The sequence below is a fragment of the Thermomonospora cellulosilytica genome (genome assembly GCF_014138835.1).
In the GTDB taxonomy this organism is placed as follows: domain Bacteria; phylum Actinomycetota; class Actinomycetes; order Streptosporangiales; family Streptosporangiaceae; genus Thermomonospora; species Thermomonospora amylolytica.
Map to the genome: position 1 here is coordinate 1045957 of NZ_JACJII010000001.1, position 25188 is coordinate 1071144.

The 25188-nt window shown below is 71.3% G+C and carries 18 protein-coding genes and 3 pseudogenes; 11 read left to right on the forward strand and 10 right to left on the reverse strand.

Going from position 1 to position 25188, the window contains the following annotated elements:
- Window positions 1–180 precede the first annotated feature (180 nt).
- The gene (locus HNR21_RS05055) at window positions 181–1086 is read left to right on the forward strand and encodes a phosphotransferase family protein (RefSeq protein WP_182704264.1); all 906 of its coding nucleotides are present in this window, start codon (window positions 181–183) and stop codon (window positions 1084–1086) included.
- Between the two features lie 587 nt (window positions 1087–1673).
- On the opposite strand, the gene HNR21_RS05060 is transcribed toward HNR21_RS05055, so the two are convergent.
- The gene (locus tag HNR21_RS05060; protein ID WP_119731495.1) at window positions 1674–2291 is read right to left on the reverse strand and encodes a GNAT family N-acetyltransferase; all 618 of its coding nucleotides are present in this window, start codon (window positions 2289–2291) and stop codon (window positions 1674–1676) included.
- Between the two features lie 351 nt (window positions 2292–2642).
- Between HNR21_RS05060 and HNR21_RS05065 the strand changes: the two genes are divergently transcribed.
- Window positions 2643–3875: an aminotransferase-like domain-containing protein gene (locus tag HNR21_RS05065; RefSeq protein ID WP_182708483.1), complete on the forward strand. Its 1233-nt coding sequence runs from the start codon at window positions 2643–2645 to the stop codon at window positions 3873–3875.
- A gap of 1250 nt (window positions 3876–5125) precedes the next feature.
- On the opposite strand, the pseudogene HNR21_RS35875 reads toward HNR21_RS05065, so the two are convergent.
- Window positions 5126–5275, reverse strand: a pseudogene (locus HNR21_RS35875) (PLP-dependent aminotransferase family protein); the annotation flags it as partial.
- Between the two features lie 225 nt (window positions 5276–5500).
- Between HNR21_RS35875 and HNR21_RS05075 the strand changes: the two are divergent.
- On the forward strand, window positions 5501–6490 hold the full coding sequence (locus HNR21_RS05075) for a D-alanine--D-alanine ligase family protein (RefSeq protein ID WP_182704265.1): 990 nt from the start codon (window positions 5501–5503) through the stop codon (window positions 6488–6490).
- Between the two features lie 935 nt (window positions 6491–7425).
- Here HNR21_RS05075 and HNR21_RS05080 read toward each other — a convergent pair.
- The gene (locus tag HNR21_RS05080; RefSeq protein WP_182704266.1) at window positions 7426–8373 is read right to left on the reverse strand and encodes a ParB/RepB/Spo0J family partition protein; all 948 of its coding nucleotides are present in this window, start codon (window positions 8371–8373) and stop codon (window positions 7426–7428) included.
- Between the two features lie 40 nt (window positions 8374–8413).
- On the reverse strand, window positions 8414–9334 hold the full coding sequence (locus HNR21_RS05085; RefSeq protein ID WP_376766574.1) for a ParA family protein: 921 nt from the start codon (window positions 9332–9334) through the stop codon (window positions 8414–8416).
- A 990-nt stretch (window positions 9335–10324) separates the two neighbouring features.
- Between HNR21_RS05085 and HNR21_RS35880 the strand changes: the two genes are divergently transcribed.
- Window positions 10325–10498, forward strand: coding sequence for a membrane protein insertion efficiency factor YidD (locus tag HNR21_RS35880; protein WP_512700800.1), 174 nt, complete (start codon window positions 10325–10327; stop codon window positions 10496–10498).
- A 1289-nt stretch (window positions 10499–11787) separates the two neighbouring features.
- Here HNR21_RS35880 and rsmG read toward each other — a convergent pair.
- Window positions 11788–12462 (reverse strand): 16S rRNA (guanine(527)-N(7))-methyltransferase RsmG, encoded by a 675-nt coding sequence (gene rsmG, locus HNR21_RS05095; RefSeq protein WP_119731500.1) that lies wholly within the window; start codon window positions 12460–12462, stop codon window positions 11788–11790.
- 170 nt (window positions 12463–12632) lie between these two features.
- Between rsmG and HNR21_RS05100 the strand changes: the two genes are divergently transcribed.
- Both HNR21_RS05100 and HNR21_RS05105 read left to right on the forward strand, forming a co-directional pair.
- The gene (locus HNR21_RS05100) at window positions 12633–13070 is read left to right on the forward strand and encodes a DUF6458 family protein (protein ID WP_182704268.1); all 438 of its coding nucleotides are present in this window, start codon (window positions 12633–12635) and stop codon (window positions 13068–13070) included.
- A 454-nt stretch (window positions 13071–13524) separates the two neighbouring features.
- Window positions 13525–14424: a transposase gene (locus HNR21_RS05105; RefSeq protein ID WP_182703785.1), complete on the forward strand. Its 900-nt coding sequence runs from the start codon at window positions 13525–13527 to the stop codon at window positions 14422–14424.
- Window positions 14425–15138: 714 nt separating this feature from the next.
- Here the strand turns inward: HNR21_RS05105 and HNR21_RS05110 are convergent.
- The 5 genes from HNR21_RS05110 to rpmH all read right to left on the reverse strand — a co-directional run bounded on the left by HNR21_RS05110 (window position 15139) and on the right by rpmH (window position 17578).
- Window positions 15139–15624, reverse strand: coding sequence for a Jag family protein (locus tag HNR21_RS05110; RefSeq protein ID WP_182704269.1), 486 nt, complete (start codon window positions 15622–15624; stop codon window positions 15139–15141).
- A gap of 100 nt (window positions 15625–15724) precedes the next feature.
- Window positions 15725–16684, reverse strand: coding sequence for a membrane protein insertase YidC (gene yidC / locus HNR21_RS05115; protein WP_182704270.1), 960 nt, complete (start codon window positions 16682–16684; stop codon window positions 15725–15727).
- The gene (gene yidD, locus HNR21_RS05120; protein WP_182704271.1) at window positions 16677–16991 is read right to left on the reverse strand and encodes a membrane protein insertion efficiency factor YidD; all 315 of its coding nucleotides are present in this window, start codon (window positions 16989–16991) and stop codon (window positions 16677–16679) included. The genes yidC and yidD overlap by 8 nt, the downstream gene beginning before the upstream one ends.
- A 16-nt stretch (window positions 16992–17007) precedes the next feature.
- Window positions 17008–17406: a ribonuclease P protein component gene (gene rnpA, locus HNR21_RS05125; RefSeq protein ID WP_246441963.1), complete on the reverse strand. Its 399-nt coding sequence runs from the start codon at window positions 17404–17406 to the stop codon at window positions 17008–17010.
- A 34-nt stretch (window positions 17407–17440) separates the two neighbouring features.
- Complete coding sequence (gene rpmH / locus HNR21_RS05130; RefSeq protein WP_119731506.1) at window positions 17441–17578, reverse strand: 50S ribosomal protein L34; 138 nt, start codon at window positions 17576–17578, stop codon at window positions 17441–17443.
- Between the two features lie 614 nt (window positions 17579–18192).
- On the opposite strand from rpmH, the pseudogene HNR21_RS36780 reads away from it, so the two are divergent.
- The 5 genes and pseudogenes from HNR21_RS36780 to recF all read left to right on the forward strand — a co-directional run.
- Window positions 18193–18339 (forward strand): annotated as a pseudogene (locus tag HNR21_RS36780) (hypothetical protein); the annotation flags it as partial.
- Between the two features lie 576 nt (window positions 18340–18915).
- Window positions 18916–20187, forward strand: a pseudogene (gene dnaA, locus HNR21_RS36785) (chromosomal replication initiator protein DnaA); the annotation flags it as partial.
- 1042 nt (window positions 20188–21229) lie between these two features.
- Window positions 21230–22357 carry a DNA polymerase III subunit beta gene (gene dnaN / locus HNR21_RS05140; protein WP_119726286.1) on the forward strand — a complete coding sequence of 376 codons (1128 nt, stop codon included), beginning with the start codon at window positions 21230–21232 and terminating at the stop codon, window positions 22355–22357.
- Window positions 22358–22683: 326 nt separating this feature from the next.
- Window positions 22684–23604 carry a phosphogluconate dehydrogenase (NAD(+)-dependent, decarboxylating) gene (gene gnd, locus HNR21_RS05145; protein ID WP_182704274.1) on the forward strand — a complete coding sequence of 307 codons (921 nt, stop codon included), beginning with the start codon at window positions 22684–22686 and terminating at the stop codon, window positions 23602–23604.
- 98 nt (window positions 23605–23702) lie between these two features.
- Complete coding sequence (gene recF / locus HNR21_RS05150) at window positions 23703–25154, forward strand: DNA replication/repair protein RecF (RefSeq protein WP_182704275.1); 1452 nt, start codon at window positions 23703–23705, stop codon at window positions 25152–25154.
- Window positions 25155–25188 lie beyond the last annotated feature (34 nt).

Here is a 25188-nt window from a genome sequence, read left to right on the forward strand (position 1 = left end):
GGCTTTGTGGAGGTACTCGTCGCGGCCGGTTTCGATTCCGTACGCCATGTCGGTGAAGACCGTGCACCCGGCGTGGAGATCCCCGGGGCGCCGTCTGGAACGTCCTCCGGACGCCGAGGTCCGGGTGCGGTGGGGACCATGCCGGTGCGCCCGGTGATCAGCACGTCGTAGGGTCTGGGCATGGGTCGCCGGAGTGAGGATGTCCGCGAGCTCGTGGCCGCGTACCTGCACGGCTATGAGGTCAGGTCGGTGACGCTGCTCGGTGAGGGCGAGGACAACGTCGCCTACGAGGTCAACGGCGAGCTGATCGTACGTTTCGGCAAGGACTCCGACGCGGAGGAACGAGCCGGGCGAGTGGAGGGCGAGGCCCGTCTGCTGACGGCCGTGGCGGGCCTGGCGCCGCTGCCCGTTCCCGAGCCGTGCTTCACGGTCGCGCATGAGGGCTGCCTGGCCTATTTCAAGCTCCCGGGCGTGCCGCTGATCGACCTCCCCCTGCGGGAACGGTCCGAACGGAGCGGCTCCGTCGGTGCGGTGCTCGGCGAACTGCTCACCGCGCTGCACGCCGTTCGGCACGACGAGGCCACCGGGCTGGTGGAGGTCGACGACTACCCCAAGGATCTGTGGCTGCGTGAGGCGGCGGAGGCATATGCCGCCGTCGGCGACCGGGTGCCCCAGACCCACCGCCCGGCCGTGGCGGAGTTCCTGGCCGCACCTCCTCCGACGGACGGGTACGACCTGGTGTTCTCCCACAACGACCTGGGGATCGAGCATGTCCTGGTCGACCCGGCGACGGGGACGGTGACGGGCGTCATCGACTGGAGCGACGCCGCGATCGTCGACCCGGCGTACGACTTCGGGCTGCTGTACCGCGACCTCGGCCCTCACGCGCTCGACAGGGCGCTGGCCGGCTACCGCGCCGAAGCCCCCGACAGGCAGGCGTTGAGGGCCCGTGCGACCTTCTACGCCAGGTGCACGGTCTTCACCGACCTGGCGTACGGAATCGAAACCGGCCACGACGAGTACCTCCACAAAAGCCTCGCCGCGCTGGAATGGCTCTTCCCGCCCCAGGCTGCGCCATCACGGTAGCCCGCAACCCCTGCGCTCTACCGACGCGCGCCCGGCTCCCGGATGAACGCCACCAAAGCACTCGCCGCGCTGGGGAGGCTCTTGCTGGCTCAAGCCGCGTTGTCACGGTGGCTCCGCAAGTCCCTGCGTTCCGCCGACGCGTGCCTGCTCCCGGGTGAACGCACAAACAGCCGACATCCGCACACGATCAGCCACTGGGCCACCGGCTGACGACACGCCCAAGCGGTGGCCGGAGACGGAGTGCCCATGCCGGTGCGCTCGGAGGCGTGGGCGGTGCCGAAGGTGTCCCGCAGGGCGATCTCGCGTTCGACCACGCCGACCGGGCGGCGGATGCAATCCGGTTCGGGGGAAGCAGAAGGACAGGCGCATGTTCCGGCACCCCTGGCCGTCAGCGTAGAAGCCGGTGCCGTGCACGCAGGCGATCAGCCAGAGGAACGCACCCGACCGAGTCGACGATGGCCTTGTGCGGGCCGTCCGTGTTCGTCGTTCCCCGTCTGTGTTCGTCTCCGCGTTCGTCGCCCGGGCAGACTGCCGGAAGGCGGGTGGCCGTTGCCGTCTTGCCAGAGGGTCCTGGTCGTGCTCTGTGGTCAGACGGGGCGGAGGGCGCCTTCGGGGGTCATGGAGCCGAGGAGGCGTTCCAGGGCGACCTCCACGTCCTCGCGCCAGGAGAGGGCGGACTTGAGCTCCAGCCGCAGGCGGGGAAAGCGGTGGTGGGGGCGGATGGTCTTGAAGCCGACCGACAGCAGGTAGTCGGCGGGGACCATGCAGCCGCCCTCCTCCCCCTTGAGGTCGCCGAACGCCTCGATGGCCTTGACGCCGCGGCGGACCAGGTCCTTGGCGACCCCCTGGACGAGCATCCGGCCCAGACCGCCGCCGGCGAACTCCGGGACCACGTGGGCGGTCATCAGCAGGACGGCGTCGGCGCTGACCGGGCTGGTGGGGAAGGCCACCGAACGGGGCACGTACAGCGGCGGGGCGTACAGCACGAAACCGGCGGGCACTCCGTCGACATAGACGATCTTGCCGCAGCTGCCCCACTCCAGCAGCGTGGAGGAGATCCACGCCTCCTTCTCCAGGGCGGGGTCGCCGGCCTCGACGGCGCGTTCCCCGTTGACCGGGTCCAGCTCCCAGAACACGCACCTGCGGCACCGGAGCGGCAGATCGTCCAGGTTGTCGAGCGTGATGCTGACGAGACGACGCGACACCAGATCGGCACCCCCTGGTGCTTGTTCCCGCGCCCGTCCACGGGCTGCCTGAGCCGATGACGGCAGGGAGCGCTCGCCGCATCCCCCGACCGCGGGACCCGTTCGGGCGTTGTCAGGACAACCCCCGGGGTCCCTGAGGCATCGTATCTGACAAGGGCGTCGAGCGACCGGCGTCGGCCGGAGCGTCAAGGAAACATGGCCGCACCGGGCGTGTCGTTGACCCGGCCCAGCACCAGACCGCATCCGACCATGACGTAGTTTGCCTTGTGGCTCCCGGCTCCGGAGGTATCCGTGCACCAGCACACGCGAACAGATCCCTACGCCGACCGCTATGCCGCCCGGGCCGCCGGGATGGTGCCTTCGGAGATCCGCGCCCTGTTCGCCGTGGCCAACCGGCCCGAGGTGGTCTCGCTGGCCGGCGGGATGCCGTACGTGGCCGCGCTGCCGCTGGACATCGTCGGGGAGATGCTGGGCGAGCTGACCCAGCGGCGCGGCGCCCAGGCGCTGCAGTACGCCTCCGCGCAGGGCGACCCGGAGCTGCGGGCCAGGATCTGTGAGGTGATGGCGCTGGAGGGGGTGCACGGCTCCCCCGAGGACGTCATCGTCACGGTCGGCTCCCAGCAGGCCCTCGACCTGCTCACCCGGATCTTCGTCGACCCCGGTGACGTGGTGCTCGCCGAGGCGCCGTCGTACGTGGGGGCGCTCGGCACGTTCGCCATGTACCAGGCGGACGTGGTGCACGTGGCGATGGACGACGAGGGGCTGATCCCGCAGGCGCTGCGCGAGACGCTGGACCGGCTGGGCCGGGAGGGGCGGCGGGTCAAGTTCCTCTACACGATCCCCACGTTCCAGAATCCCGGCGGCGTCACCCTGCCCGCCTCCCGCCGCGCCGAGATCCTGGAGATCTGCGCCTCGTACGGGGTGCTGGTGATCGAGGACAACCCGTACGGGCTGCTGGGCTTCGACGGCGAGCCGATGCGGGCGCTGCGCGCCGACGACCCCGACCATGTGATCTATCTGGGCTCGTTCTCCAAGACGTTCGCCCCCGGCTTCCGGGTCGGCTGGGCGCTGGCCCCGCACGCGGTGCGCGCCAAACTGGTGCTGGCGGCCGAGTCGGCGATCCTCAGCCACTCCAGCTTCTCCCAGTTCGCGGTACGCGAGTACCTGACCACCCAGCCGTGGAAGCAGCAGATCAAGTCGTTCCGGGAGATGTACCGCGAGCGCCGCGACGCGATGCTGGAGTCGCTGGAGGCGCTGATGCCGGAGGGCACCACCTGGACCCGTCCGGCCGGCGGTTTCTTCGTGTGGGTGACACTGCCCGAGGGCCTGAACGCCAAGGCGATGGCGCCGCGGGCGATCGCCGAACGGGTCGCCTACGTGCCCGGCACCGGCTTCTACGCCGACGGCCAGGGCCGCCGGAACATGCGCCTGTCCTTCTGCTTCCCCGAACCGGACCGCATCCGCGAGGGCATCCGCCGGCTGGCCGCCGTGGTCGAACGCGAGATCGACCTACGGGACACCTTCGGCACCGCCCACGCCCCCGAACGCACCGGCATGGACACCCCGGGCCCCGACACCGCCTGAACGACCCGGCAGCCCCACCGCCGACCGACGAACACACCCACGACCACCAGGACACCGACCCCACAGCCGGCCCCAGGTCGTGCCCGATAATCCACGGCAGCCGTGCCGGGGACGAGCCCCAGCGGCCACGGTCGACTCAGCGCTGCTCAGTCCCGCCCCCGAAGACACCGACCCCACAGCCAGCGCCAGGTCGTGCCCGACAGTCCGCGGCAGCCGTGCCGTGATGGACGCGGTCACCAAGCCGCCAGCCGCCAGCCGCCGCAGTCAACTCGACGCTGCTCAGCCCTGCCCCGAAGACACCGACACCACGGTCAGCGTCAGGTCGTGCCCGGCAATCCGCGGCAGCCGTGCCGTGGTGGACGGTTGCCGAGCCCTTAGCGTCCACGGTCGACTCAGCGCTGCTCAGCCCAGCCCGGACGCTCCGGGCCCGACCTTCGAGAGCTGTCAGACAGCCCTGGGCCATGTCCGGCGGATCTTGATGCCAACGGGTGCGCCGCACCGGACACTCCGTCTGCGGATGACTGGCAGGAACGGTGGCATGCCCCTCGTACCAGCGAGGCCGCCTACACGAATGTGGCGCTCCGGCAGCCGCAAGCGCAGGCCGGCGCGGGCAGGTGTTCGGTGGTCCTCGGCTGGTGGCCGGCGGGCCTGCGGGGATCGGCCCGCATGTCGGCAAAGCTCCTGCGAGTGCAGCGGCCGCCGGCGCGTAAGAGGAGAAGGCTCCCGCGACCTCTCTGACATTCGCAGGAGGTCGCGGGAAAAGCGGAGATCAGCCTCGCAGTGGTGTCCGCAGCAGCCGATGCCAGGTGGCTTGCGGCAAGGCAGATCTTCGCAAGGGCTCAGCAGAGGGGCGGGCACCGATCCTCAGGGTGAGGACGCCGGCGGATGCGGGGACTGCTGCGGAACGACCGGCACCGAACGGGTCGCCCCGGCGGCGGGTGCGGCCGCGACCGGGGCGGCCAGTTCTGTACCAACGGCGCCTGGCCTGCGGCCGGACCGGTGAACAGCGGCGGCGGAGTGCACGGGGCGGTCCGCAGCAACCGGCGCGAGGTGGCTTGCGGTGAGGGTCTCGTGATCTCCGCAAGGGCTCAATGGAGGGGCAGGCATCGGTCCTCAAGGTGGGGACGCCGGTTCACCGGTCCTCAGGATGAGGACGCCGGTGGATGCGGGGACTGCTGCGGAACGACCGGCACCGGACGGATCGCCCCGGCGGCGGACGCGGGCTGCGGCCAGGGCGGTCGTTTCTGCACCGACGGCGCCTCGGCGAGCACCACGTCACCGAGGTCGACGAAGATCCGGGTGAGCAGGTCGAGGGCCTGCTGGGAGCCGACCGTGACGATGACGTCCTCGGGGGAGCCGTGCACCCCCTCCAGCGCCATCACCTCGTAGATCCTGGCCCGCGGCCGGACCGGCGAACAGCGGCAGCGGGGTGTGCGGGGCGGTCCGCAGCGCCGCGGGGATGTGCCGGGGAGGGAAGCCGTGGTTTCGGCGGGGACTGGCGGGAGCGGTGGAGATGATCCCTCGTACCATCGAGGGCCAGGTGAGTGTGGTGTCCACGGCGGTCGGTGCGGGCGGGCTCGGCTGGGGCGGGATTCAGTGGTTTCTGTGGAAGGCGAGCGAAGGGCATGGGCATCCAACAGCGGCGGTTCGCTGCGGCGGGGAACGGTGAGCCCGAACTCGGTCATGTGATCGTTCTCGCCGGTGGGCTGTCGTACGAGCGTGAGGTGTCGCTGCGCTCGGGTCGTCGGGTCGCCGACGCGTTGCGCGCCCTGGATCTCGATGTGGAGATCCGCGATGTGGATGCGGCTCTGCTGCCCGCCCTGCAGGCCTCTCCCCCGGACGCCGTGTTCCCCGTGCTGCATGGGGCGATGGGCGAGGACGGCGCCATCCGCGATGTTCTCGATCTGCTCGGTATCCCGTATGTCGGCGCCGAGCCGCATGCCTGCCGCATCGCCTGGGACAAGCCCACCGCCAAGTCGATCGTCCGCGCCGCCGGGCTGGCCACCCCCGACTCGGTGACCCTGCCCAAGGAGGTCTTCCATGACCTCGGCGCCGCCGCCCTGCTGGACAGCGTGGTGCGCCGGCTGGGTCTCCCTCTCTTCGTCAAACCGGCCCGTGGCGGCTCCGCCCTGGGCATCTCCGCCGTCCATGAGCCCTCCGAACTCCCCACCGCCATGGTCGGCTGCTTCGCCTACGGCGACACCGCCCTGATCGAGCGCTACGTCCCGGGCATCGAGATCGCCGTCAGCGTCATAGAGCGCAATGGCACGCCCGTCGCCCTCCCTCCCGTGGAGATCGTCCCCGCCGGGGGCCTCTACGACTACACCGCTCGCTATGACGCCGGCGACACCGAGTTCGTCACTCCAGCCCGCATCCCCGAGGAGTCCGCCCGCCAGGCCGCCGAGGCGGCCCTCACCGCCCACCGCGCTCTCGGTCTCCGCGACCTCTCCCGCACCGACCTGATCGTCGACCCCACCGGTCAGGTCCACTTCCTCGAAGTGAACGTGGCCCCCGGGATGACCGAGACCAGCCTCTTCCCCCGTGCTCTCCACGCCGCCGCCCTGGACCTGGGCCCCACCCTCGCAGACCTGATCCGCACCCGTTGTTTCCCGTGAAACATCCCCGCCGCCTCCACTGGCCCCTCTTGCCCGGCGTCCCCTCACCCACCACAGTCAGCACCAAGACACCGGACGCGCGATCAGCACCCCTGATGTTTCTCGTGAAACATCTCTCTGACGCCCCGATGGCGCTCTGACCTCTCCGGTGACCCCTGATCTCTCAGGCGGTCACAGAGCTCGGATCCGCCTCCGGCCCTGATCCGTCGGATACCGCAGTACGGCTCGGACTCCGAGCGGTGATCGCATTCAGCAGCCTGTGCGCAGCTTCCCGGACTGCTGCAAGGCAACTTCGACTCCACCGGAGACTCGGTGGCCGTATCCCACCGGCACGGCCACCGTCGTCCCCCGGTCCTGAGCCGTACGAGCCGGGTGGCGGTGGAACGGGCGCATACCCCTCGCCGTACTGCTGTGGGCCTGACCGGGCAGTGGCAGTGGCACCTGGCCGGGGTCGTCGGCGTGGTGCCGGCCGCCCGCGGGCATCCGGTGCTCAGCGTCGCGCCGTATTCGTCTTCGGCGGCCGGTCGATCGGATGCGCCCTCTGCACCTCCTTGCCTGCACGGCCCAGATGATGCTGGTTCTCAGGGACCGATCGACACAGTCCCTGTCGCCTTGCCTTCGGGGGCTGGTCGATCGGATGCGTCGTCCACTCCTTCGGCCCCCTGGCCGGGAGATCCCGGTTCCCAGGGGCCGACCGACACGAACTCTGCCATGTGCCACCCGTAGTCCCGGATGGAGTGCAGTGGCTCGGAACCCGGCCGCTGCGGATCGTCGTACCGGTCCTCATACAGCGGCGCGTTCACCGTGTTGACCAACGTGTCGGGCTGGCGGGTGCAGGCGGGGGATTCGGGAGATGGGGAGAAGCGGCTGGAGGGTGCCCGGACGAATGGAAACGCCCCGGAGGCAAGGGCTCCGGGGCGTGGGGAAGGGGTGGGTCAGAGGTCGGGTTCCTGGAGGCCGGGTTCGTCGGGTGCCATGGCCTTGATGATGCGGTCGAGGTCCTCGAGGGTGGCGAACTCCACGACGATCTTGCCCTTGGTGCGGCCGAGGTCGACGCGGACCTTGGTCTCGTAGCGGTCGGAGAGGCGTTCGGCCAGTTCCCGGAGGGCGGGGGCGACGGGCTTCTTGCGGCCCTTGCGCGGTGCCTTGGGCGGGTCCTCGATGTCCCGCATCTGGATGATCTCCTCGACGGCGCGGACCGAGAGACCCTCGGCGACGATGCGCTGGGCGAGGGCCTCCTGGGCTTCGGCGCTGTCCAGGGAGAGCAGGGCGCGGGCATGGCCGGCGGTGAGGACTCCGGCGGCGACGCGGCGCTGGACCGCGGGCGGCAGGTTCAGCAGGCGCAGGGTGTTGGTGATGTGCGGACGGGACCGGCCGATCCGGGCGGCCAGCTGCTCGTGGGTGGCGCCGAAGTCCTCCAGCAGCTGCTGGTACGCGGCCGCCTCCTCCAGCGGGTTGAGCTGCTGGCGGTGGAGGTTCTCCATGAGGGCGTCACGGAGCAGATCGTCGTCGGAGGTGTCCCGGATGATCGCCGGGATGGTCTCCATCCCGGCCTCCTGGGAGGCGCGCCAGCGGCGTTCTCCCATGATCAGTTCGTACCGGTCGGGAGTGGTCCGGCGCACCACCACCGGCTGGAGCAGGCCGACGATCCTGATGGACTCGGCCAGCTCCTGCAGAGCCTCCTCGTCGAAGTGCTGGCGCGGCTGCCGAGGGTTCGGAGTGATCGAGTCCAGCGGCAGTTCGGCGAAGTGCGCTCCGGCCACCGGCTCCAGCTCCGGGGCCGCCGCGCCGTCCCGGCCGTTCATGCCACCGGCCCCCGGGGCGGGCCCCGTGGGGATGAGGGCGCCCAGCCCCCTGCCCAGACCGCGCCGCTGCTGTGTCACCTCGTCACCTCACCTGGCGCAACGCTGTCGTTGGTCGTCATCAGGCCCCTCCCGCGCCACGGTGGGCCATCTCGGACGCGGCCTCGCTGTAGGCGAGCGCGCCACTGGAACCCGGATCGTAGGTCATCACCGACTGCCCGTAGCTCGGCGCCTCCGACACCCGCACGCTACGGGGGATCACCGTCCTGAGCACGATGTCGCCGAAGTGCCCGCGGACCTCGTCGGCGACCTGAGCGGCCAGCCGGGTTCGGGCATCGTACATGGTCAGCAGGATGGTGGAGACCTCGAGCTGCGGGTTGAGGTGCGACTTCACCAGATCGACGGTACGGAGCAGCTGCCCGAGCCCCTCCAGCGCGTAGTACTCGCACTGGATCGGGATCAGTAGTTCCTCCGCACCGACGAGCGCGTTCACCGTCAGCAGCCCCAGCGAGGGCGGGCAGTCGATCAGCACATAGTCGAACTGCTCCTTGTCATAGCGGTCCAGCGCCCGGCGCAGCCGGGACTCCCGAGCCACCTTGGAGACCAGTTCGATCTCCGCCCCCGCCAGGTTGAGGGTCGCGGGCGCGCAGTAGAGGTTGGGAAGCTCCGGAGCCGGCACGACGATCTCGGCCAGCGGCCGATCCTCGATCAACACCTCGTAGATGGACGGGATGTCGGCGTGGTGGTCGACCCCCAGCGCGGTGGACGCGTTGCCCTGGGGGTCGAGGTCGACCACCAGCACCTTCAGTCCGTGCATGGCCAGCGAGGCCGCCAGATTGACCGAGGTGGTGGTCTTGCCGACGCCGCCCTTCTGGTTGGCGATGGTGATCACCCGGCAGGCCGGAGGCTTGGGCCACTCCTTCTTTCCGGACATGGACTGCAGGGCGGCTCCCGCCGTCCCGGCCCTCCGGGCGGCCTCGTTCGCCGGGGCGGGCGGCGATGTTTCCCGTGAAACAGTGGCTTTCTGCAGCGCTTCGCGCACCAACTCCGACTCCCCCTGGATGGATGCCCGACCGGCCGCAGGCCGGGGACCCCCGGCGCCCCCTCCGCTGGTCGGCACATAACCGGTCGCCGCCGTTCCCGAGGTGGCGCCCCACGCCGCATGCCCGGACGGCGGCCCGTTCCGCTTCGCCGTACCGGACGTGCTCTCACTCCCCGGCCCGGCCTGGGACTCCGGCCGGACCGGCTTCGTCGTCCCCTCCGGCGCGTCAGCAGACCCGCCAGGCACCGCATTCGTCGATGAACCATCCGTCATAGGGCCCGACCCACCATCCGACGTACCACTCGTTCCGGTGGGAACCGTACCGGACCCGCCCACCGGCATCCGCCCGACCGCGCCGTCCACCGGCCGCCCACCCCCCGCACCGGCGAAGGGAACCGCCGCCCCCACCCCACCGGACACGACGGGCGGTGGCGACGAAACCGGCCTCTGTGGGGAGATGCCTCCCTCGCCTCCGGCACCACCCGCCGCCGCGCCCGGTGCCGTCCGAGAACGGGTGACCGGCGAGCCTTTCCGCTCCGCCGGTCCCGATCCCGATGAACCGAAGGCACCGACGCCACCGGGTACGACAGGCGACTCCCCGCGATCGGAGGGTCGCCCGGAGAGGCTTCCGCCGTTCGATTCCGAACCAGGCGCCGGCGGTGACGCCGGGGAGCCGCTCATCCCGCCGGTCGACGTGCCGGACGGGTCACCCGTGCTCCCGGTGCTACCGAGGACCGGTGGGGCCATCATCCCGTGCGGGCCGACATCACCTCGAACGGCAGGCGTTCCTCCTGAGGAGTTCGCCTCCGGCATCACCGGGGCGGCCAGCGGGATCACGCCGCCACCATGTGAGGCAATCGATCCCGTGAACGACGGCTTGGCGGGCGGCATCGTTCGGGAGAACCCGCCGTTACCAGGCGAAGCGCTCTGCGGGGCGTCCTGTCGGCCCCCTCCATCGGGCAGCCCAGAGGACGGAACCGCCGCGCCGACCTGCGGAGGTGCCTCAGCCCCCTGCTCGGGAACCAGCCCACCTGCAGCGCCTACTCCCTGGAGGCCCTGCACACGCGCGGGGCCCTGCGCGGGAGTCGGCTGGCGGTGTGCCGGATCGGTCGCTGTCGCCCGTTCCCCCATGGCGTGATAAACGGCCGCGCTCGTGCCGGATGATCCCGGCGACAAAGGTGAAGGGACACGCACCGCATCCGGCCGGCCCGCCTCAGGAGGCTGGACGGAGGGCCGCTCCTGTCCACCGCCCTGCCCGGGATCAGAGGCAGTCGAGCCTGTGTCCGCCCACGACGCCACTGGGGTCGTTCGAGCCGAACGAACATCATCCGGCCGAGCTGGTGAAAGGACGATCGGCTCGTCCGACCGGTCCCCCACGGAGAACGGGGCGGCAGGCCGATCCGGTGGGCCGACCTGTGTGCGACGGGAAGCGGCTGCATCCTGGTCAGCCGCTTCCAGGGAGGACGTCGTTCGGGCCGAACGCGCATCATCCGACCAGGCGGGCGGGGCGATGGACGACACATCCGATCGACCGGCCCCCGAAGACAAGACGGCGGAATCTGTGTCGGTCCGCCCCTGAGGAGCAGGATCTCCCGGCCAGGGGGCCGAAGGAGTGGACGACGCATCCGATCGACCGGCCCCCGAAGGCAAGGCGACAGGGACTGTGTCGATCGGTCCCTGAGAACCAGCACCACCCGGCCGTGCAGGCAAGGGGGTAGAGGGCGCATCCGATCGACCGGACGCCGAAGACGAGACGGCGGAGTCTGTGTCGATCGGTTCCTGAGAACGAGGATCCCCTGGCCGGGCAGGCGAAGGGATGGACGCCACATTCGATTGACCGGCCGCCGAGGGCGAGGGGGCAGGGGCCGTGTCGGTCACTCCCTGCGAACGAGGGTCATCCGGTTGGACGGGCGAGGGGAGGGACGATGCGTACGGTCGTTCGTTCGTGGAAGACGGGGCGGCGAGGTCCGTTGTGTCGGCCTGCGTGGGCGAGGGGGTGGAAGACCTCGTATCGGCTGGTGTCGGCGACGACGTGGCTCGTGGGAGTGGTGCGGAGGAGCGAACGTGGTCAGGCCGGTGCTCTGCAGGAGACGAGGGGGTGGGGCTTGGGGCGGCCGGTTCCCGCGGCGATGACGTGGTGGAAGGCGTTGCCAGGGGAGGGCGGGCGTCGGCCGGGGCGTCCGGTCGGGCGGCTGCGGGGTAGGGGGTGGGCGGCGCGATGGGGGAGCTTGGGGAGGTTCCGGACGACGGAGGGGTGAAGACGGCTGCGGCCAGGGGAGTGCCGGGAGGCGACGTGGTCGTGGTGCCGGACGGGGCGGCTGCGGAGAAGACGGCGGGAGGGACGGCGGGACGGGCCTTCGGGTGATCCTGCTGCGCCGGCCAACCCAGGCCCTCGGGGTCGTGCTGGGCGGGGTCACCGGCCTGGTCGGGCCAGCCCAGTCCTGGTGCCGTCGTCATGAAGACCTCTTCCTCGACCCTTTCGCGCGGCGCGGAGGCGTCCGTTCGGCGACCACGCGAACAATCGTCGTCGGCGGCTCGACCTTACCCTGCCCCAGCCGGAGCAGTTCGGCCGTGCGAACGCCGAAGCGCTTGAGCACCGGGCGGGCCTCGGCAAGCTCCTGACCGGCGCGTTCGCCCTTCAATGCGAGCAGCTCCCCGCCGGGGCGCAGCAGCGGGAGCGCCCAGCCGGCCAGCCGGTCCAGCGGAGCGACCGCACGGGCGGTGACGATGTCGGCCTGGTAGTCCCCCACCACCTCCTCGGCCCGGGCGCGGCGCACCTCGACGTTCGCCAGGTTCAGCATCGCGACGGCCTCGGTCAGGAACGTGGTCCGGCGCAGCAGCGGCTCCAGCAGCGTGACGGACAGGTCGGGCCGGACGATGGCGAGCACCAGCCCGGGCAGCCCGGCGCCGGAACCGATGTCGAGCACGGTCGCCCGCTCCGGCACCGCCTCGGACACCACCGCGCAGTTGATCAGGTGCCGCTCCCACAGCCGGTCGGCCTCCCGGGGGCCGATCAGACCGCGCACGACTCCCGCATCGGCGAGAAACTCCGCATAACGTTCGGCCAGCGGCAGCGTGTCGCCGAAGACCTCCCGCGCCGCATCCGGTGCCGAGCTTGGATTCCCCACCGTACGAATCGTTCCATAAACAGCACCGGGCGTGCACACAGGCCGACCGCTGTGGACAACCGATCCTGCGGTCACGCATATTCGCCGTCCACCGGGTAGCACCACAGGCGAGAACGCCCTACCGGGACGGGGAGATCCCCTCCGTCCCAACCCCCCGGAAGGAACGGCGCATGGGATTCGGAGCAAGCCTCTCGTTCATAGCCATCGGGGCGATCCTCGCGTTCGCCCTGAAGATCGACCTCAGCGGCGTCAACATCCAGATGGTCGGCTGGATCCTCATCCTGGTCGGCGTCGCCAGCATGATCTTCACCTTCGCCTACACCAGGCCGCGCCGCAGCGCCGCCGTCGCCGAGATCGCCGACGAGGAGCCCCTGTACGTGGTGCACCCCGAGGAGAGCGCCCACACCCGCCCGGTCCACGAACCGGCCACCGCGGAGGCCCCCGTGGTCGAGCGCACCATCGTGGAACGCCCCGTCTCCCCGTCCTCGGAACCGGCTCCGCACACCGTGCGCCAGAGCACCGAGAGCACCCGGCGACCCGCCGACCCGCCGCAGCCCGGCCGCCATATCGAGGAGGGCCACAGCCGCATCCGCCGCGAACCCCTCTGACCCGCCGGCGTGCCGGTGACCTCCCGGCTCCGCCGGGTCCGCCCGGACGGCCATGGATTCCCCGACCATCTACACGGCACAGCCCTCTCGGTACAGGTGTTTCCCACCGTCCGCCGGCCGGTCGGCACCCGATGTTTCACGTGGAACGTCATCCGCCCGCCCGCACGCCGGACGGCCAGGGAACACCTGTCCACCGCTCCCCATCGAGGAACCTCCGAAGCACTCCGCGGGCACAACCGCAGCCACGCATCCCCCTCCCGGCGCCGCCCCTGAACCGCCGCCACCGCGAACCGGCCAGAACGAAGAGCAGCACCTCCCCTCCGGGTGGAGGATCACGTCCCACACCGCCCGCACCCGTGTGAAACCGGGGCTCCCCGGCCACTGCTCCCCTAGATCGTTGATGGGGTTTGCTGAACCGGTGGTGGACACGGCGAAGGGCGCCCATGATCAGTGTGTGAAGACAAACCTGGACGCCCTTCTGACCGCACTCTACGTCCATCTGGACGACCATGTCCTGCCATCGGCCGCCCGCCGGCGCAGACGCGGTCCCGAGCGGCTGCTGACCGATGCCGAGCTGGTCTGCGTCGCCGTGGCGCAGGTGCTGCTGGGGTGCGATTCCGAGCGCCGGTGGCTGCGGACGGCGCCGGGCAGGATCGGGCACCTGTTCCCGCGGCTGCCGGGCCAGTCCGAGTACAACCGGCACCTGCGTGATGCGGCCCCGGCCCTGCTGGCCGCGTCGATGTGGCTGGTGCGCCGGGTTCCGTCCTGGCATGAGCGGCTGCGGTTGATGGACGGCACCCCGGTGCGCTGCGGCGCCTCGCGCACCACCGTGCACCGCTCGGGGCTGGGCGAGATCGCCGGCTATGGCATGGACACCTCGCACCACGCCTTCTACTGGGGCGCCAAGCTGATGCTGATCACCACCGCCGAGGGCGCGGTGTGCGCCTTCAGCCTGGCCCACCCCAAGGAGCTGGACGAGCGGGTGCAGGCGGTGCATCTGCTGCAGGTTGCCCCGCCCGCGCCCGGGCCGTGCCCGATCGTGTGCGACAAGGGCTTTGCCGGGGCCGGGGTGGAGAAGGCCGCCGCCGATCTGGGCCATGTGCTGATCCGCCCCGTCCGCGCCGACGAGCCCCGTTCTCAGACGGCGATGTTCCCGGCCTGGCTGCGCCAGCGGATCGAGGCGGTGATCTGGACGTTGAAGAACCAGCTCGGACTGGAACGCCACCAGGCCCGCACCACCGAAGGGCTATGGACACGTCTGTGCCAGCGCATCTGCGCGCTCAACGCCGCAATCTGGCACAACTGGCTGATCGACGCACCGGTCAAGCGATCACTGACCGCCTACGACCACTGAACCTCAGCCCCAACAACCCCCATCAACGATCTAGGACGTGTCCGGCGGATCAGGCGGGCACTTCACGGGCGGCTGCAGCGGGCTGAGGCCGTCCGAAAGCCGCCCCTGGACTCCCAGCGGATGGCCCACCCGACGCCAACATCGAGATCCACCGGACACGGCCTAGGGCATGTCGTCACAGTGGCCGTACGACGTCCGCGTGGCACACGCCAACCCGTACATGCCGATCGCCTCGTTGAACCGATGCCGGACGCACCGAACGGCCGGTCTTCGCCCAACCGGCCGCACCACCAGGGGCACTCTGACGACAGACCCTAGGCCGCGCCGTCAAAGGGGTCACACGATGTCCGCGTGGCGCGCGCCGGCTTCCATCGCGCCGGCCCCTCCCCGTGCAAGGCCACCCCACCGGCTTCTTCCCTTCGACGCTCCGGTGGCCGTGACGGCGCACGGATCGTTCACCGCCGGATCGACCGACTGGTCGTGAACGAGCCCATCGCTGCACATGGCCACCGGGTTCGGTGACTGCAGCTCTCCGGCGCGGCTGTCGCGAATTGTCGGATACGGCCAGGCGAGGTCGGCCTACGGAGACGGGCCTGGCCGTACGTCAGGAGTCGGCCGGTGGACGGGCGGGCCGGTGGGGGAGTTGTGGGGAAATGCCGAACGCCGGGCGCCCGTGGGGGTGCCCGGCGTTCGGGAGGTGAGAGGCGGCGGTCGTCAGGAGGGATAGACGACGACGTAGCGCTCGGGCTCCTCGCCCTCGGATTCGCTGCGGAGGCCGGCGGCGGCCACGGCGTCGTGGACGATCTTGCGTTCGAAGGGGGTCATGGGGGCCAGCGGCTTGGGCTCGCCGGTCCGCCTGACCTCGGCCGCCACGTCCTCGCCGATCTTGGTGAGCTCGGCGCGGCGGCGTTCGCGGTAGCCGCCGATGTCGAGCATCAGCCGGGAGCGGTTGCCGGTCTTGCGGTGCACGGCCAGGCGGGTGAGCTCCTGCAGGGCCTCCAGAACCTCGCCGCGCTTGCCGACGAGTTCGTCCAGGGAGGCGCCGACGACCGCGACGAGGGCGCGCTCGCCCTCGACGTCCATGTCGATGTCGCCGTCGAAGTCCCCGATGTCGAGCAGGCCCTCGATGTAGTCGGCGGCGATCTCGCCCTCCTGCTCGAGCGCCTGGACGTCGACCTCGGTGGCGTCGGTCTGGCTCACGGGTTCTCCTTGTCGACGGGTTGCTCGGCTACCCGCCGACGAGGCGGGCGGCGCTGCGGAACACGGCGGGCAGGGAACACGGCGTCCCCTGTCGTCGAATCTAGCGCTTGGAGGATCCGCTGCGCTTGCTGCGCGGCTTGCGGGACGGCTGCTGCCGGACGACCTTCGGGCGCTCCGGCTCGGGCTGCGCGGCGGCGTCCTTCCTGATCTTCCCCTTGGCCGGGGCGGCCGCGGCACCGGAGCCCTTTCCGGCGCCCCTGGCCGGGGCGGCGCCCTTGCCGTCGCCGTTCGCCGTCGCGTTGATCGGCGGGTACTTGGAGTAGATGTAGTGCTGCTGGGCCAGCGTCCAGGTGTTGGAGGTCACCCAGTACATCAGCACGCCCAGCGGGAAGCCCAGGCCGAACAGGCCGAACACCGGGGCCAGCACCACCATGATCTTCTGGGCGGCGAACATCGGGTTGTCGGAGTCCATCACCGGCTGCCGCTTCATGCTGGCGCGCATGGTGAAGAACGTGGTGGTGGAGCTGATCGCCACGGCGATCCCGGTGACCACGACCGCGCTCCAGCCGATCGGGTCGGCGCCCACGGCCTTCAGGAACGTGTCCGGGATGGCCGCACCGAGGATGTCGGCGTGCTGGGCGCTGCGGATCAGCTCCGCCGACATCCCGAACTTGGACTCGCCCTCCTTGGCGTTGGAGATGCCGTTGAGGACCTGGAAGAGCCCGATGAACACCGGCATCTGCACCAGCAGCGGCAGACAGCCCGACAGCGGGTTGGCGCCGTGCTCCTGGTAGAGCTTCATGACCTCCTGGTTGAGGCGCTGCCGGTCGTTCTTGTACTTCTTGCGCAGCGCCTGGACCTGGGGGTTGAGCTCCTGCATCTTGCGGGAGGCGTGGATCTGCTTGACGAACAGCGGCACCATCAGCAGCCGCAGGCACACCGTCAGCAGGATGATGGAGCCGCCCCACGCCCAGCCGCTGTCGGGGTCGACGACAGTGCTCAGTCCGCTGTGGATCCAGATGATGAGCTGGGCGACGAGTTCGTACAGCCAATCAAGCACCGGGCAGCTCCTTGGGCTCTCCGATCGGGGGGCCGCTCGGCGTGCGGCCTGACGTCTCGTTGTGCTTCGCCGGCGGCACCGGGTCGTACCCGCCCCGGTGGAACGGGTGGCAGCGGCCGATCCGGCGCACCGTCAGCCAGCTCCCCCGCAGGGCCCCGTGCGTGTGCAGGGCCTCCAGGGAGTACGCGCTGCAGGTGGGCTGGAAGCGGCACTGGTTCCCGAGCAGGGGGCTGAGGAACCGCCGGTAGCCGCGAACGAGGAGGATGAGGAGGCAGGCGGCCGGAGACACCCGCGTGTCGATCGTCATGTCCGCCAGCGACCCCCTAGGCCCGTCGCCGCAGCAGCCGGTCCAGCGCCGACTCGAGATCCGTGGCCAGTTCGTCGTAACGCGCCGACGCCGCGGCCGGGTTGGCGCGTACCACAAGCAGGCTACCCGGAGGCAACCGGTCCAGATGCCGGGCGACCAGGTGCCGGAGCCGGCGGCGGACCTTGTTGCGGACGACGGCGTTGCCGACGTTGCGGCCGACGATGAAGCCGGCCCGGGGGAGGTCGCCGTCCGGCCGGTGCGCAGCCGCGGCCGCCGCCCGGACGTTCGCCGCGGGGCGCGGGTCGGAGTGGCCGTGAGCTGTGTCATCCCGGCGCAGCAGGTGAACGACGACATGAGGCCGTCCGGCGCGGACGCCGCGCCGGACGGTCAACGTGAACTCGTCCCGCCGCCGCATCCGGTGACCGGAGGGCAGCATGGGGCGGCTTGGGTCAGACCGAAACGCGGGCGCGGCCCTTGCGCCGCCGCGCGGCGAGGATCGCACGGCCCGCCCGGGTGCGCATGCGCAGCCGGAACCCGTGCTTCTTGTGGCGGCGGCGGTTGTTCGGCTGGTACGTACGCTTGCTCACTCGAGACTCCAGTGCGGTGCTGCGGTCGTGTGATCCCTGCAGGCCATGGCGCCTGAGGTGGTTCGGGTTGTGCGGTCGCACCCGGCGGACGCGTCCGGTCCCCCGCAGCGGGGGCCCGCCTGGCTCGCCCTGGATGCTCGCCCTCATCGACTGTACTTGCCCATGAGGCCATGCGCCCTGGTGACGGGAGGCGGGCACGCGTGATCGCCGTCGATGCGACTCGACCGTAGAACGTTACGCGCCGCCCGCCCCCGCGGTCAAACCGGCGCACGCCCGGCGCGGGGCGTCTACACTGCGGGGACGACGGCGTGCGCGACGCCCATGCGGCGCTCGTGCGGATCGTGCGTCCGATGTTGCGGCCACCCGCCGGCACCCACTACCGTCGCCGGACGAGACCCGGATCCGGCCCGCCATGCGGCCCGCCCCGCGGATCGGTGTCCCCAGGAATCTTCCCTCCGGAATCCAGTCAACGGCGGAGTTTTACACAGGCCCGAGTGCGGTCTTGCACAAGGTGTGGACAACTCTGTGGATGACGCGTGAGAGAGTAAGTCCCCTGCGGTAGGAGCCCCGATTTGGGACTCTGGTCCACGGCGAAATGGGGAGGGATGTGGCGTATGGACGGTCGTGACCTCGCGTCGGTGTGGGCCCGTACGCTGGCCGCCCTCTCCGACGGGGAGCTGCCGCCCAGTTACCGGGCCTGGCTGCCGCTGGTGCGCCCGCTCGCGCTGGTGGAGGGCACCGCGCTGCTGGCCGCCCCGAACGAGTTCGCCAAGGACGCGCTGGAGACCCGGCTGCGCGGGCTGATCACCCAGGCGCTGTCCAAGGAGCTCGGCCGGGAGATCTTCGTGGCGGTCACCGTCCAGCCCGAGCCGCCCCAGCCGCCGGCCGAGCAGCCGCCCGCCGAGCGCCGGCCGGAGCCGCCGGAAACCTACGGCGGGCAGTCCCGGCCGGGAGTTATCCACAGCCCGGGCCGTGCCGGTGGATATCCCGAGGACGGATATCCGCAGGGCGGGCAGGGCTACCCGTGGACCCGTGAGCAGTCTCACGGGTACGAGGCGCCGCACCCCGGAGGACGGCACGCCGCCTACCCGTCCCAGGGACGGCATGCGGCGCCGCCCGTTCACCACGACGACGACCGCGGCCGGGACGACGTGCCGCCGTGGGGCCGGGCCTCCCACCCGAACGACCGGACGTTGAACGCGCCGCTGTATGAGGATCGCTACGACGATCCGCAGCGGCCCGGTTCCGAGTCGCTGCACTCCATCCGGGACCACGGGCGGCACTACGACGACGCCGAGCACCGGATGCCCGCGGGCGGGCGGCACCACGCCGACGACCCCGGCCAAGTGCCGCTGCCGCTGCCCGGCCAGGGCCCGCAGCAGTACGACGAGGGGTATGCGCCCGTTCCACCGCCGCCCGGCTCGTACGGCTCAGGACCGGGAGACGGCCGTGACCCGGGTCCGCAGCACGGCGAGGGCCGCGGCGAGCGTCCGATGGACGGCGGCGAGCCCGAGCAGCCGTGGCAGGCGCGCCGCCCGGCGGGCGAGCAGCCCAAGGCTGGGGGGTCGGAGCACGCCCGGCTGAACCCCAAGTACACGTTCGAGACGTTCGTCATCGGCTCGTCCAACCGGTTCGCCCACGCCGCCGCCGTCGCGGTGGCCGAGCAGCCGGCCAAGGCCTACAACCCGCTGTTCATCTACGGGGACTCCGGGCTGGGCAAGACGCACCTGCTGCACGCGATCGGCCACTACGCGCAGAGCCTGTTCAACGGCGCGCGGGTGCGGTACGTGAGCTCGGAGGAGTTCACCAACGACTTCATCAACGCCATCCGCGACGGCAAGGCCGACGGGTTCCGGCGGCGCTACCGGGACGTGGACATCCTCCTGGTCGACGACATCCAGTTCCTCGAGGGCAAGGAGCAGACCCAGGAGGAGTTCTTCCACACGTTCAACACCCTGCACAACGCCAGCAAGCAGATCGTGATCTCCAGTGATCGCCCGCCCAAAGATCTGGTGACGCTGGAGGATCGGCTGCGCAACCGGTTCGAGTGGGGCCTGACCACCGACGTGCAGCCGCCCGAGCTGGAGACCCGGATCGCGATCCTGCAGAAGAAGGCCCGCCAGGAGGGCCTGGCGGTGCCGCCGGACGTGCTGGAGTTCATCGCCTCCCAGATCGCCACCAACATCCGCGAGCTGGAGGGCGCGCTGATCCGGGTGACCGCGTTCGCCAGCCTCAACCGGCAGTCGGTGGACATGCGGCTGGCCGAGATCGTGCTGAAGGACCTGATCCCCAACGACACCGGCCCGGAGATCACCGCCGCGATGATCATGGCCCAGACGGTGGAGTACTTCGGCACCACCATCGAGGACCTGTGCGGCCCGTCCCGCTCCCGGATGCTGGTGACCGCCCGGCAGATCGCCATGTACCTGTGCCGCGAGCTCACCGACCTGTCGCTGCCCAAGATCGGCGCCCAGTTCGGCGGCCGCGACCACACCACGGTCATGCACGCCGAACGCAAGATCCGTTCCCTGATGGCCGAACGCCGCGCCATCTACAACCAGGTCACCGAGCTCACCGGCCGCATCAAGCACCAGGCCCGCAAGCGCTGATCCCGCACTCCGCCCGGCGACCGGCCTCCCCGGTCGCCGGGCACGACCGTCCCCACCCGAAGACCCCGGCGCACCGCTGACCCGCCCGCCCGGCGTCCCCCTCACCATCCGCCGCTGCGCGGCACATCCCTGTCTCCACCCGTCTGCCGGGCGGACCGGCACCGCTGGGGCGAACGCGCGTCGTGCCGCTCATCCGGCGAACGCGCTCTCCACACGGACGCCCAGCCGGGCGGATGCGTTCGTCAGGGCGCCCGGAAACCGCCGGAGTCCGGCGGCCGGCCTCATCAGTGGGGACGGTGCGGTCGTTCTTGGGATGGATGTGGGCTTCGGGTTGTCCGATGGGCGGTTTACGGTGACCCGCCGGGTGCCGGTGGGTGGGTGGGGCCTCGGCCGACTCGCCGGTTGTGGATGACGTGGACGGGTGTACGCGGGTGTGGACGACGGCGTCCGGGGTGGTGTGGATCACGGGCCGGGGATTTGGGCGGTATGCCCGGGGGAGGCGCACAGGCTGGGGATAAGCCTGTGGATCGACGCCGGGAAGCGGTGGAAAGCCTGCGGACAGGCTGGGGACGGGCGGTGGAGGGCGTGTGGACGGGCTTCGGTCGCCCTGGGGAGAGGATGGGGACATCCTGGGGACGGGCTGGGGATGTGCTGGGGACGGCGTTCGGCCGAGACTGTCATCCTGGCCCGCCGACGGCGCCTAGGGTCCACAGTGGTGGATGACGTTCCGTTGGGCTGCGGACAACTCGTGGAAAACCGGGGGACAACGTGAGGACAGCGTGTGGGGACGGATCGGCCGTCCCCAGGCCGGCCCGCGCCGTCCACCGGGAGCCCACAGGGCCGGTGGACAGAAATGTAGGGTCTGACCTGGCCGAACAGTGGTCGTCCACAGTATCCACGGCCCCTATGACGAGTACTGCACCTTGTTTCTACTCAAGAAGAATCTCGACTCAACTCAGGGCCTGGGGATCGAGCGCCTGACGCGCGGCCCCGGGAGCCTTGCCCACGATCCGAACCCGAAACCTGCAGGAGGCGGGTCCCCTTGAAGTTCCGTATCGACAGAGACGCCCTCGCCGACGCCGTGGCCTGGACCGCCCGGTCCCTGCCGCAGCGGCCGCCCGTCCCGGTGCTGGCGGGCATGCACATCGAGGCGACCGACCGGCTCAAGCTGTCGGCGTTCGACTACGAGGTGTCCGCTCAGGTCACCACCGACATCGACGTGGAGGAGCCGGGCACCGCGCTGGTCTCGGGGCGGCTGCTGGCCGAGATCTCGCGCAGCCTTCCTCCCCAGCCTGTGGAGGTGACCACCGACGGGGCCAAGGTGATGGTCCGCTGCGGCAGCGCCCGGTTCACCCTGCTGACCATGCCGGTGGAGGACTACCCGTCCCTGCCGGAGATGCCGCCGGCCGCGGGTTCGGTGGGCAGCGACGAGTTCGCCGCCGCGGTCTCCCAGGTCGCCATCGCGGCCGGCCGGGACGACACCATCCCCATGCTCACCGGGGTACGTGTGGAGATCGAGGGCGAGACCGTCACGCTGGCCTCCACCGACCGGTACCGGCTGGCGGTGCGGGAGCTGCACTGGAAGCCGGAACGCCCCGACTTCACCGCCGTGGCCCTGGTGCCCGCCAAGACCCTCGCCGACACCGCCAAGTCCCTCACCCACGGCGCGGAGGTGTCGATCGCGCTCGGCGGCGCGGGCGGCACCGGGGAGGGGATGATCGGGTTCTCCGGCGGCGGGCGCCGCACCACCTCGCGGCTGCTGGACGGCGACTTCGTCAAGTACCGGTCGCTGCTGCCGAGCGAGTACGCGGGCCTGGCCGAGGTGCAGACCTCCCCGTTCATCGAGGCGGTCAAGCGCGTGTCGCTGGTGGCCGAGCGCAACACCCCGGTGCGGCTGTCGTTCCGCCAGGGCGAGGTGGTGCTGGAGGCCGGGACGGGCGACGAGGCACAGGCCGTGGAGGCCCTGGAGGCCACGCTGGAGGGCGAGGACATCGACATCGCCTTCAACCCCGCGTTCCTGCTCGACGGGCTGTCGGCGATCGGCTCGGACGTGGCGCGGCTGTCGTTCACGACCCCGACCAAGCCGGCGGTGCTGACCGGCAAGCCGCCGGAGGAGGGCGCCAACCCCAACTACCGGTACCTGATCATGCCCGTGCGCCTTTCCGGATGATTCGCCCCAGGCCGGGTACCCACAGGGCGCCGGTGGCGCGGACGGGCGCCGCGCCACCGGCCGACCGGCCGCCCCGCCCGGTGCCCTGACCCCGGGTGTCGTCCACACCGGTGTGGACGACGATGGTCGAATGGGCACGAGTCGTGCGCATCCGGGAGCGATCGGCGAGAACATGGCCGAGCGGGCCGCCCGCCCGGGTGGCCTGGACGGGGAGCGCGGGGCCGTGCTGTGGACGACACGTCGTCGGCCCGCGCCGCCGCCGGCCTCGCCGGTCGGTCGAGGAGCGGGCGGCCGGCGTCGTACCGGCAGACGAGAGGGGTTGAGCTGTGGACATCGGGATGATCGGGCTCGGGCGCATGGGCGGCAACATGGCCGAGCGGCTGCGGCGCGGGGGTCACAACGTCGTCGGGTACGACCGGGACCCGCAGATCAGCGACGTGGCCGGGCTGGAGGAGCTGGTCGAGCGGCTGCCCGCGCCGCGGGCGGTGTGGGTGATGGTGCCCGCCGGGGACCCGACCCGGCAGACCATCCACAGGCTGGGGGAACTGCTGGAGCCCGGCGACGTGGTCGTGGACGGCGGCAACTCGCACTACGTGGACGACCAGAAGCACGGGGAGGAGCTGGCCGCCAAGGGCATCGGGTTCGTCGACTGCGGCGTCAGCGGCGGCGTGTGGGGGCTGGAGAACGGCTACGCCCTCATGGTCGGCGGTGACGAGGAGCACGTGAAGCGGCTGATGCCGATCTTCGAGACGCTCAAGCCCGAGGGCGAGTACGGGTTCGTGCACGCCGGCAAGGTCGGCGCGGGCCACTTCGTGAAGATGGTCCACAACGGGATCGAGTACGGGATGATGCAGGCCTTCGGCGAGGGCTACGAGCTGATCGCCGCCAGCGGCCTGGTGACCAACGTGCCGGAGACCTTCCGCTCGTGGAAGGAGGGCACGGTGATCCGGTCCTGGCTGCTGGACCTGATGGTCCGGGCGATGGACGACGACCCCGAGCTGTCCGGCATCCGCGGGTACGCGCAGGACTCCGGCGAGGGCCGGTGGACGGTGCAGGCCGCGGTGGACCACGCCGTCCCGCTGCCGGTGATCACCGCCGCGCTGTACGCCCGGTTCGCCTCCCGGCAGGACGACTCCCCGGCGATGCGGGTGGTGGCGGCGCTGCGCAACCAGTTCGGCGGGCACGCGGTGGAGTCCGCCAAGGGCGCCGACTCGGCCGGCGCGGACGTGGAGGCGCCCTCGGTCTGAGCGGCGGATGCCGGGCGATCTTCCACAGTTTCCACAGGGTTGTGGACATCGCCCGCGCAATCGCTGACGGTCGTACCTCTGCCCTACCCTCGTGTCCCGTGCATGTGGCCCACCTGTCGCTCCAGGACTTCCGCTCGTACGCGACCGCGGAGATCGCGCTGCGGCCGGGGGTCACCGTGTTCGTGGGCCCGAACGGGCAGGGCAAGACCAACCTGGTCGAGGCGATCGGCTACGTCTCCACCCACGGCAGCCACCGGGTCGCCACCGACGCCCCGCTGATCCGGCAGGGCGCGCCGCGCGCGATCGTGCGCGCCGGGGTGGTCCGCGACGACCGCAGGGCGCTGATCGAGCTGGAGATCAACCCGGGTAAGGCCAACCGCGCCCGGCTGAACCGCTCCCCCGTCCCCAGGCCCCGCGACATCCTGGGGATGCTCCGCACCGTGCTGTTCGCCCCCGAGGACCTGGCGCTGGTGAAGGGCGACCCGGGGGAGCGCCGCCGGTTCCTCGACGAGCTGCTGACGGCGCGGGCCCCCCGGTACGCCGGGGTCCGCGCCGACTACGACCGGGTCCTCAAGCAGCGCAACGCCCTGCTCAAGTCCGCCGCCGCCCACCGCCGTTCCCCCGGCCCGGAGGTCCTGGCCACCCTCGACGTGTGGGACTCCCACCTGGCCCGCCTCGGCGCCGAGCTCCTGGCCGCCCGCCTCGACCTGGTCTCCGACCTCACTCCCCTGGTCGCCAGGGCCTACGCCGCCCTCGCCCCCGGCGGCGGCATAGCCTCCCTCGCCTACCGCACCTCCGTCAGCGACCGGCTCCCCCCGCTCCCGGTCCTGGCCGCCCCCGAGAACGGCCGTGCCGGTACGACCCCGTACGCGCCCTCGAACGGCGCCACCGCCTCGACCACAGGAGGGACGCCCGGCCCGGGACCGGCCGCCGAGCCGCACGGTGGGGCCTCGGAAGACGGACTCGGGGACCGGCAGTCGGCCGCGCGTGGTCATGGTGACGTGCCGGGCTCCCCCGGCCGTCCGGCGCGTGGTGCCGCACCTTCCGCCGGTGAGCCCGGCCGCGAGGGCGTGCAGACCTCCTCGAACGGTGCCGCCAGGGCGGCTCACGAGGTCGCCGTGGACGGGGGCGGCGCGCAGAGGGTCGAGCGGGACGTGCTGGTGGCCGCGCTCGAGGAGGCGATGCGGGACTCGCGGCGGCAGGAGCTGGAGCGGGGGGTCAGCCTGGTGGGGCCGCATCGGGACGAGCTGGTGCTGCAGCTGGGCGGGTTGCCGGCGCGCGGGTACGCCAGTCACGGGGAGTCCTGGTCGTTCGCGCTGGCGTTGCGGCTGGCGGCGTTCGAGCTGCTGCGGGCGGACGGGGACGATCCGGTGCTGATCCTGGACGACGTGTTCGCCGAGCTGGACTCGGGGCGGCGGCGCCGGCTGGCGGAGCTGGTGGCGCCGGCCGAGCAGGTGCTGATCACCGCCGCGGTGCCCGAGGACGTTCCGGCGGAGCTGAGCGGCGACTCGTTCAGCGTGGACCGCGGCGAGGTGAGCCGTGTGTCTTGAGCGAGCCGAAGGCGCGCGGCACCGGATCGACGAG

What these genes read in the sequence shown, in the direction of transcription:
- HNR21_RS05055 (WP_182704264.1), top strand. Translation starts at nt 181, where the DNA reads ATGGGTCGCCGGAGTGAGGATGTCCGCGAGCTCGTGGCCGCGTACCTG.
- HNR21_RS05065 (WP_182708483.1), top strand. Translation starts at nt 2,643, where the DNA reads ATGGTGCCTTCGGAGATCCGCGCCCTGTTCGCCGTGGCCAACCGGCCC.
- HNR21_RS05075 (WP_182704265.1), top strand. Translation starts at nt 5,501, where the DNA reads ATGGGCATCCAACAGCGGCGGTTCGCTGCGGCGGGGAACGGTGAGCCC.
- HNR21_RS05100 (WP_182704268.1), top strand. Translation starts at nt 12,633, where the DNA reads ATGGGATTCGGAGCAAGCCTCTCGTTCATAGCCATCGGGGCGATCCTC.
- yidD (WP_182704271.1), bottom strand. Translation starts at nt 16,991, where the DNA reads ATGACGATCGACACGCGGGTGTCTCCGGCCGCCTGCCTCCTCATCCTC.
- rnpA (WP_246441963.1), bottom strand. Translation starts at nt 17,406, where the DNA reads ATGCGGCGGCGGGACGAGTTCACGTTGACCGTCCGGCGCGGCGTCCGC.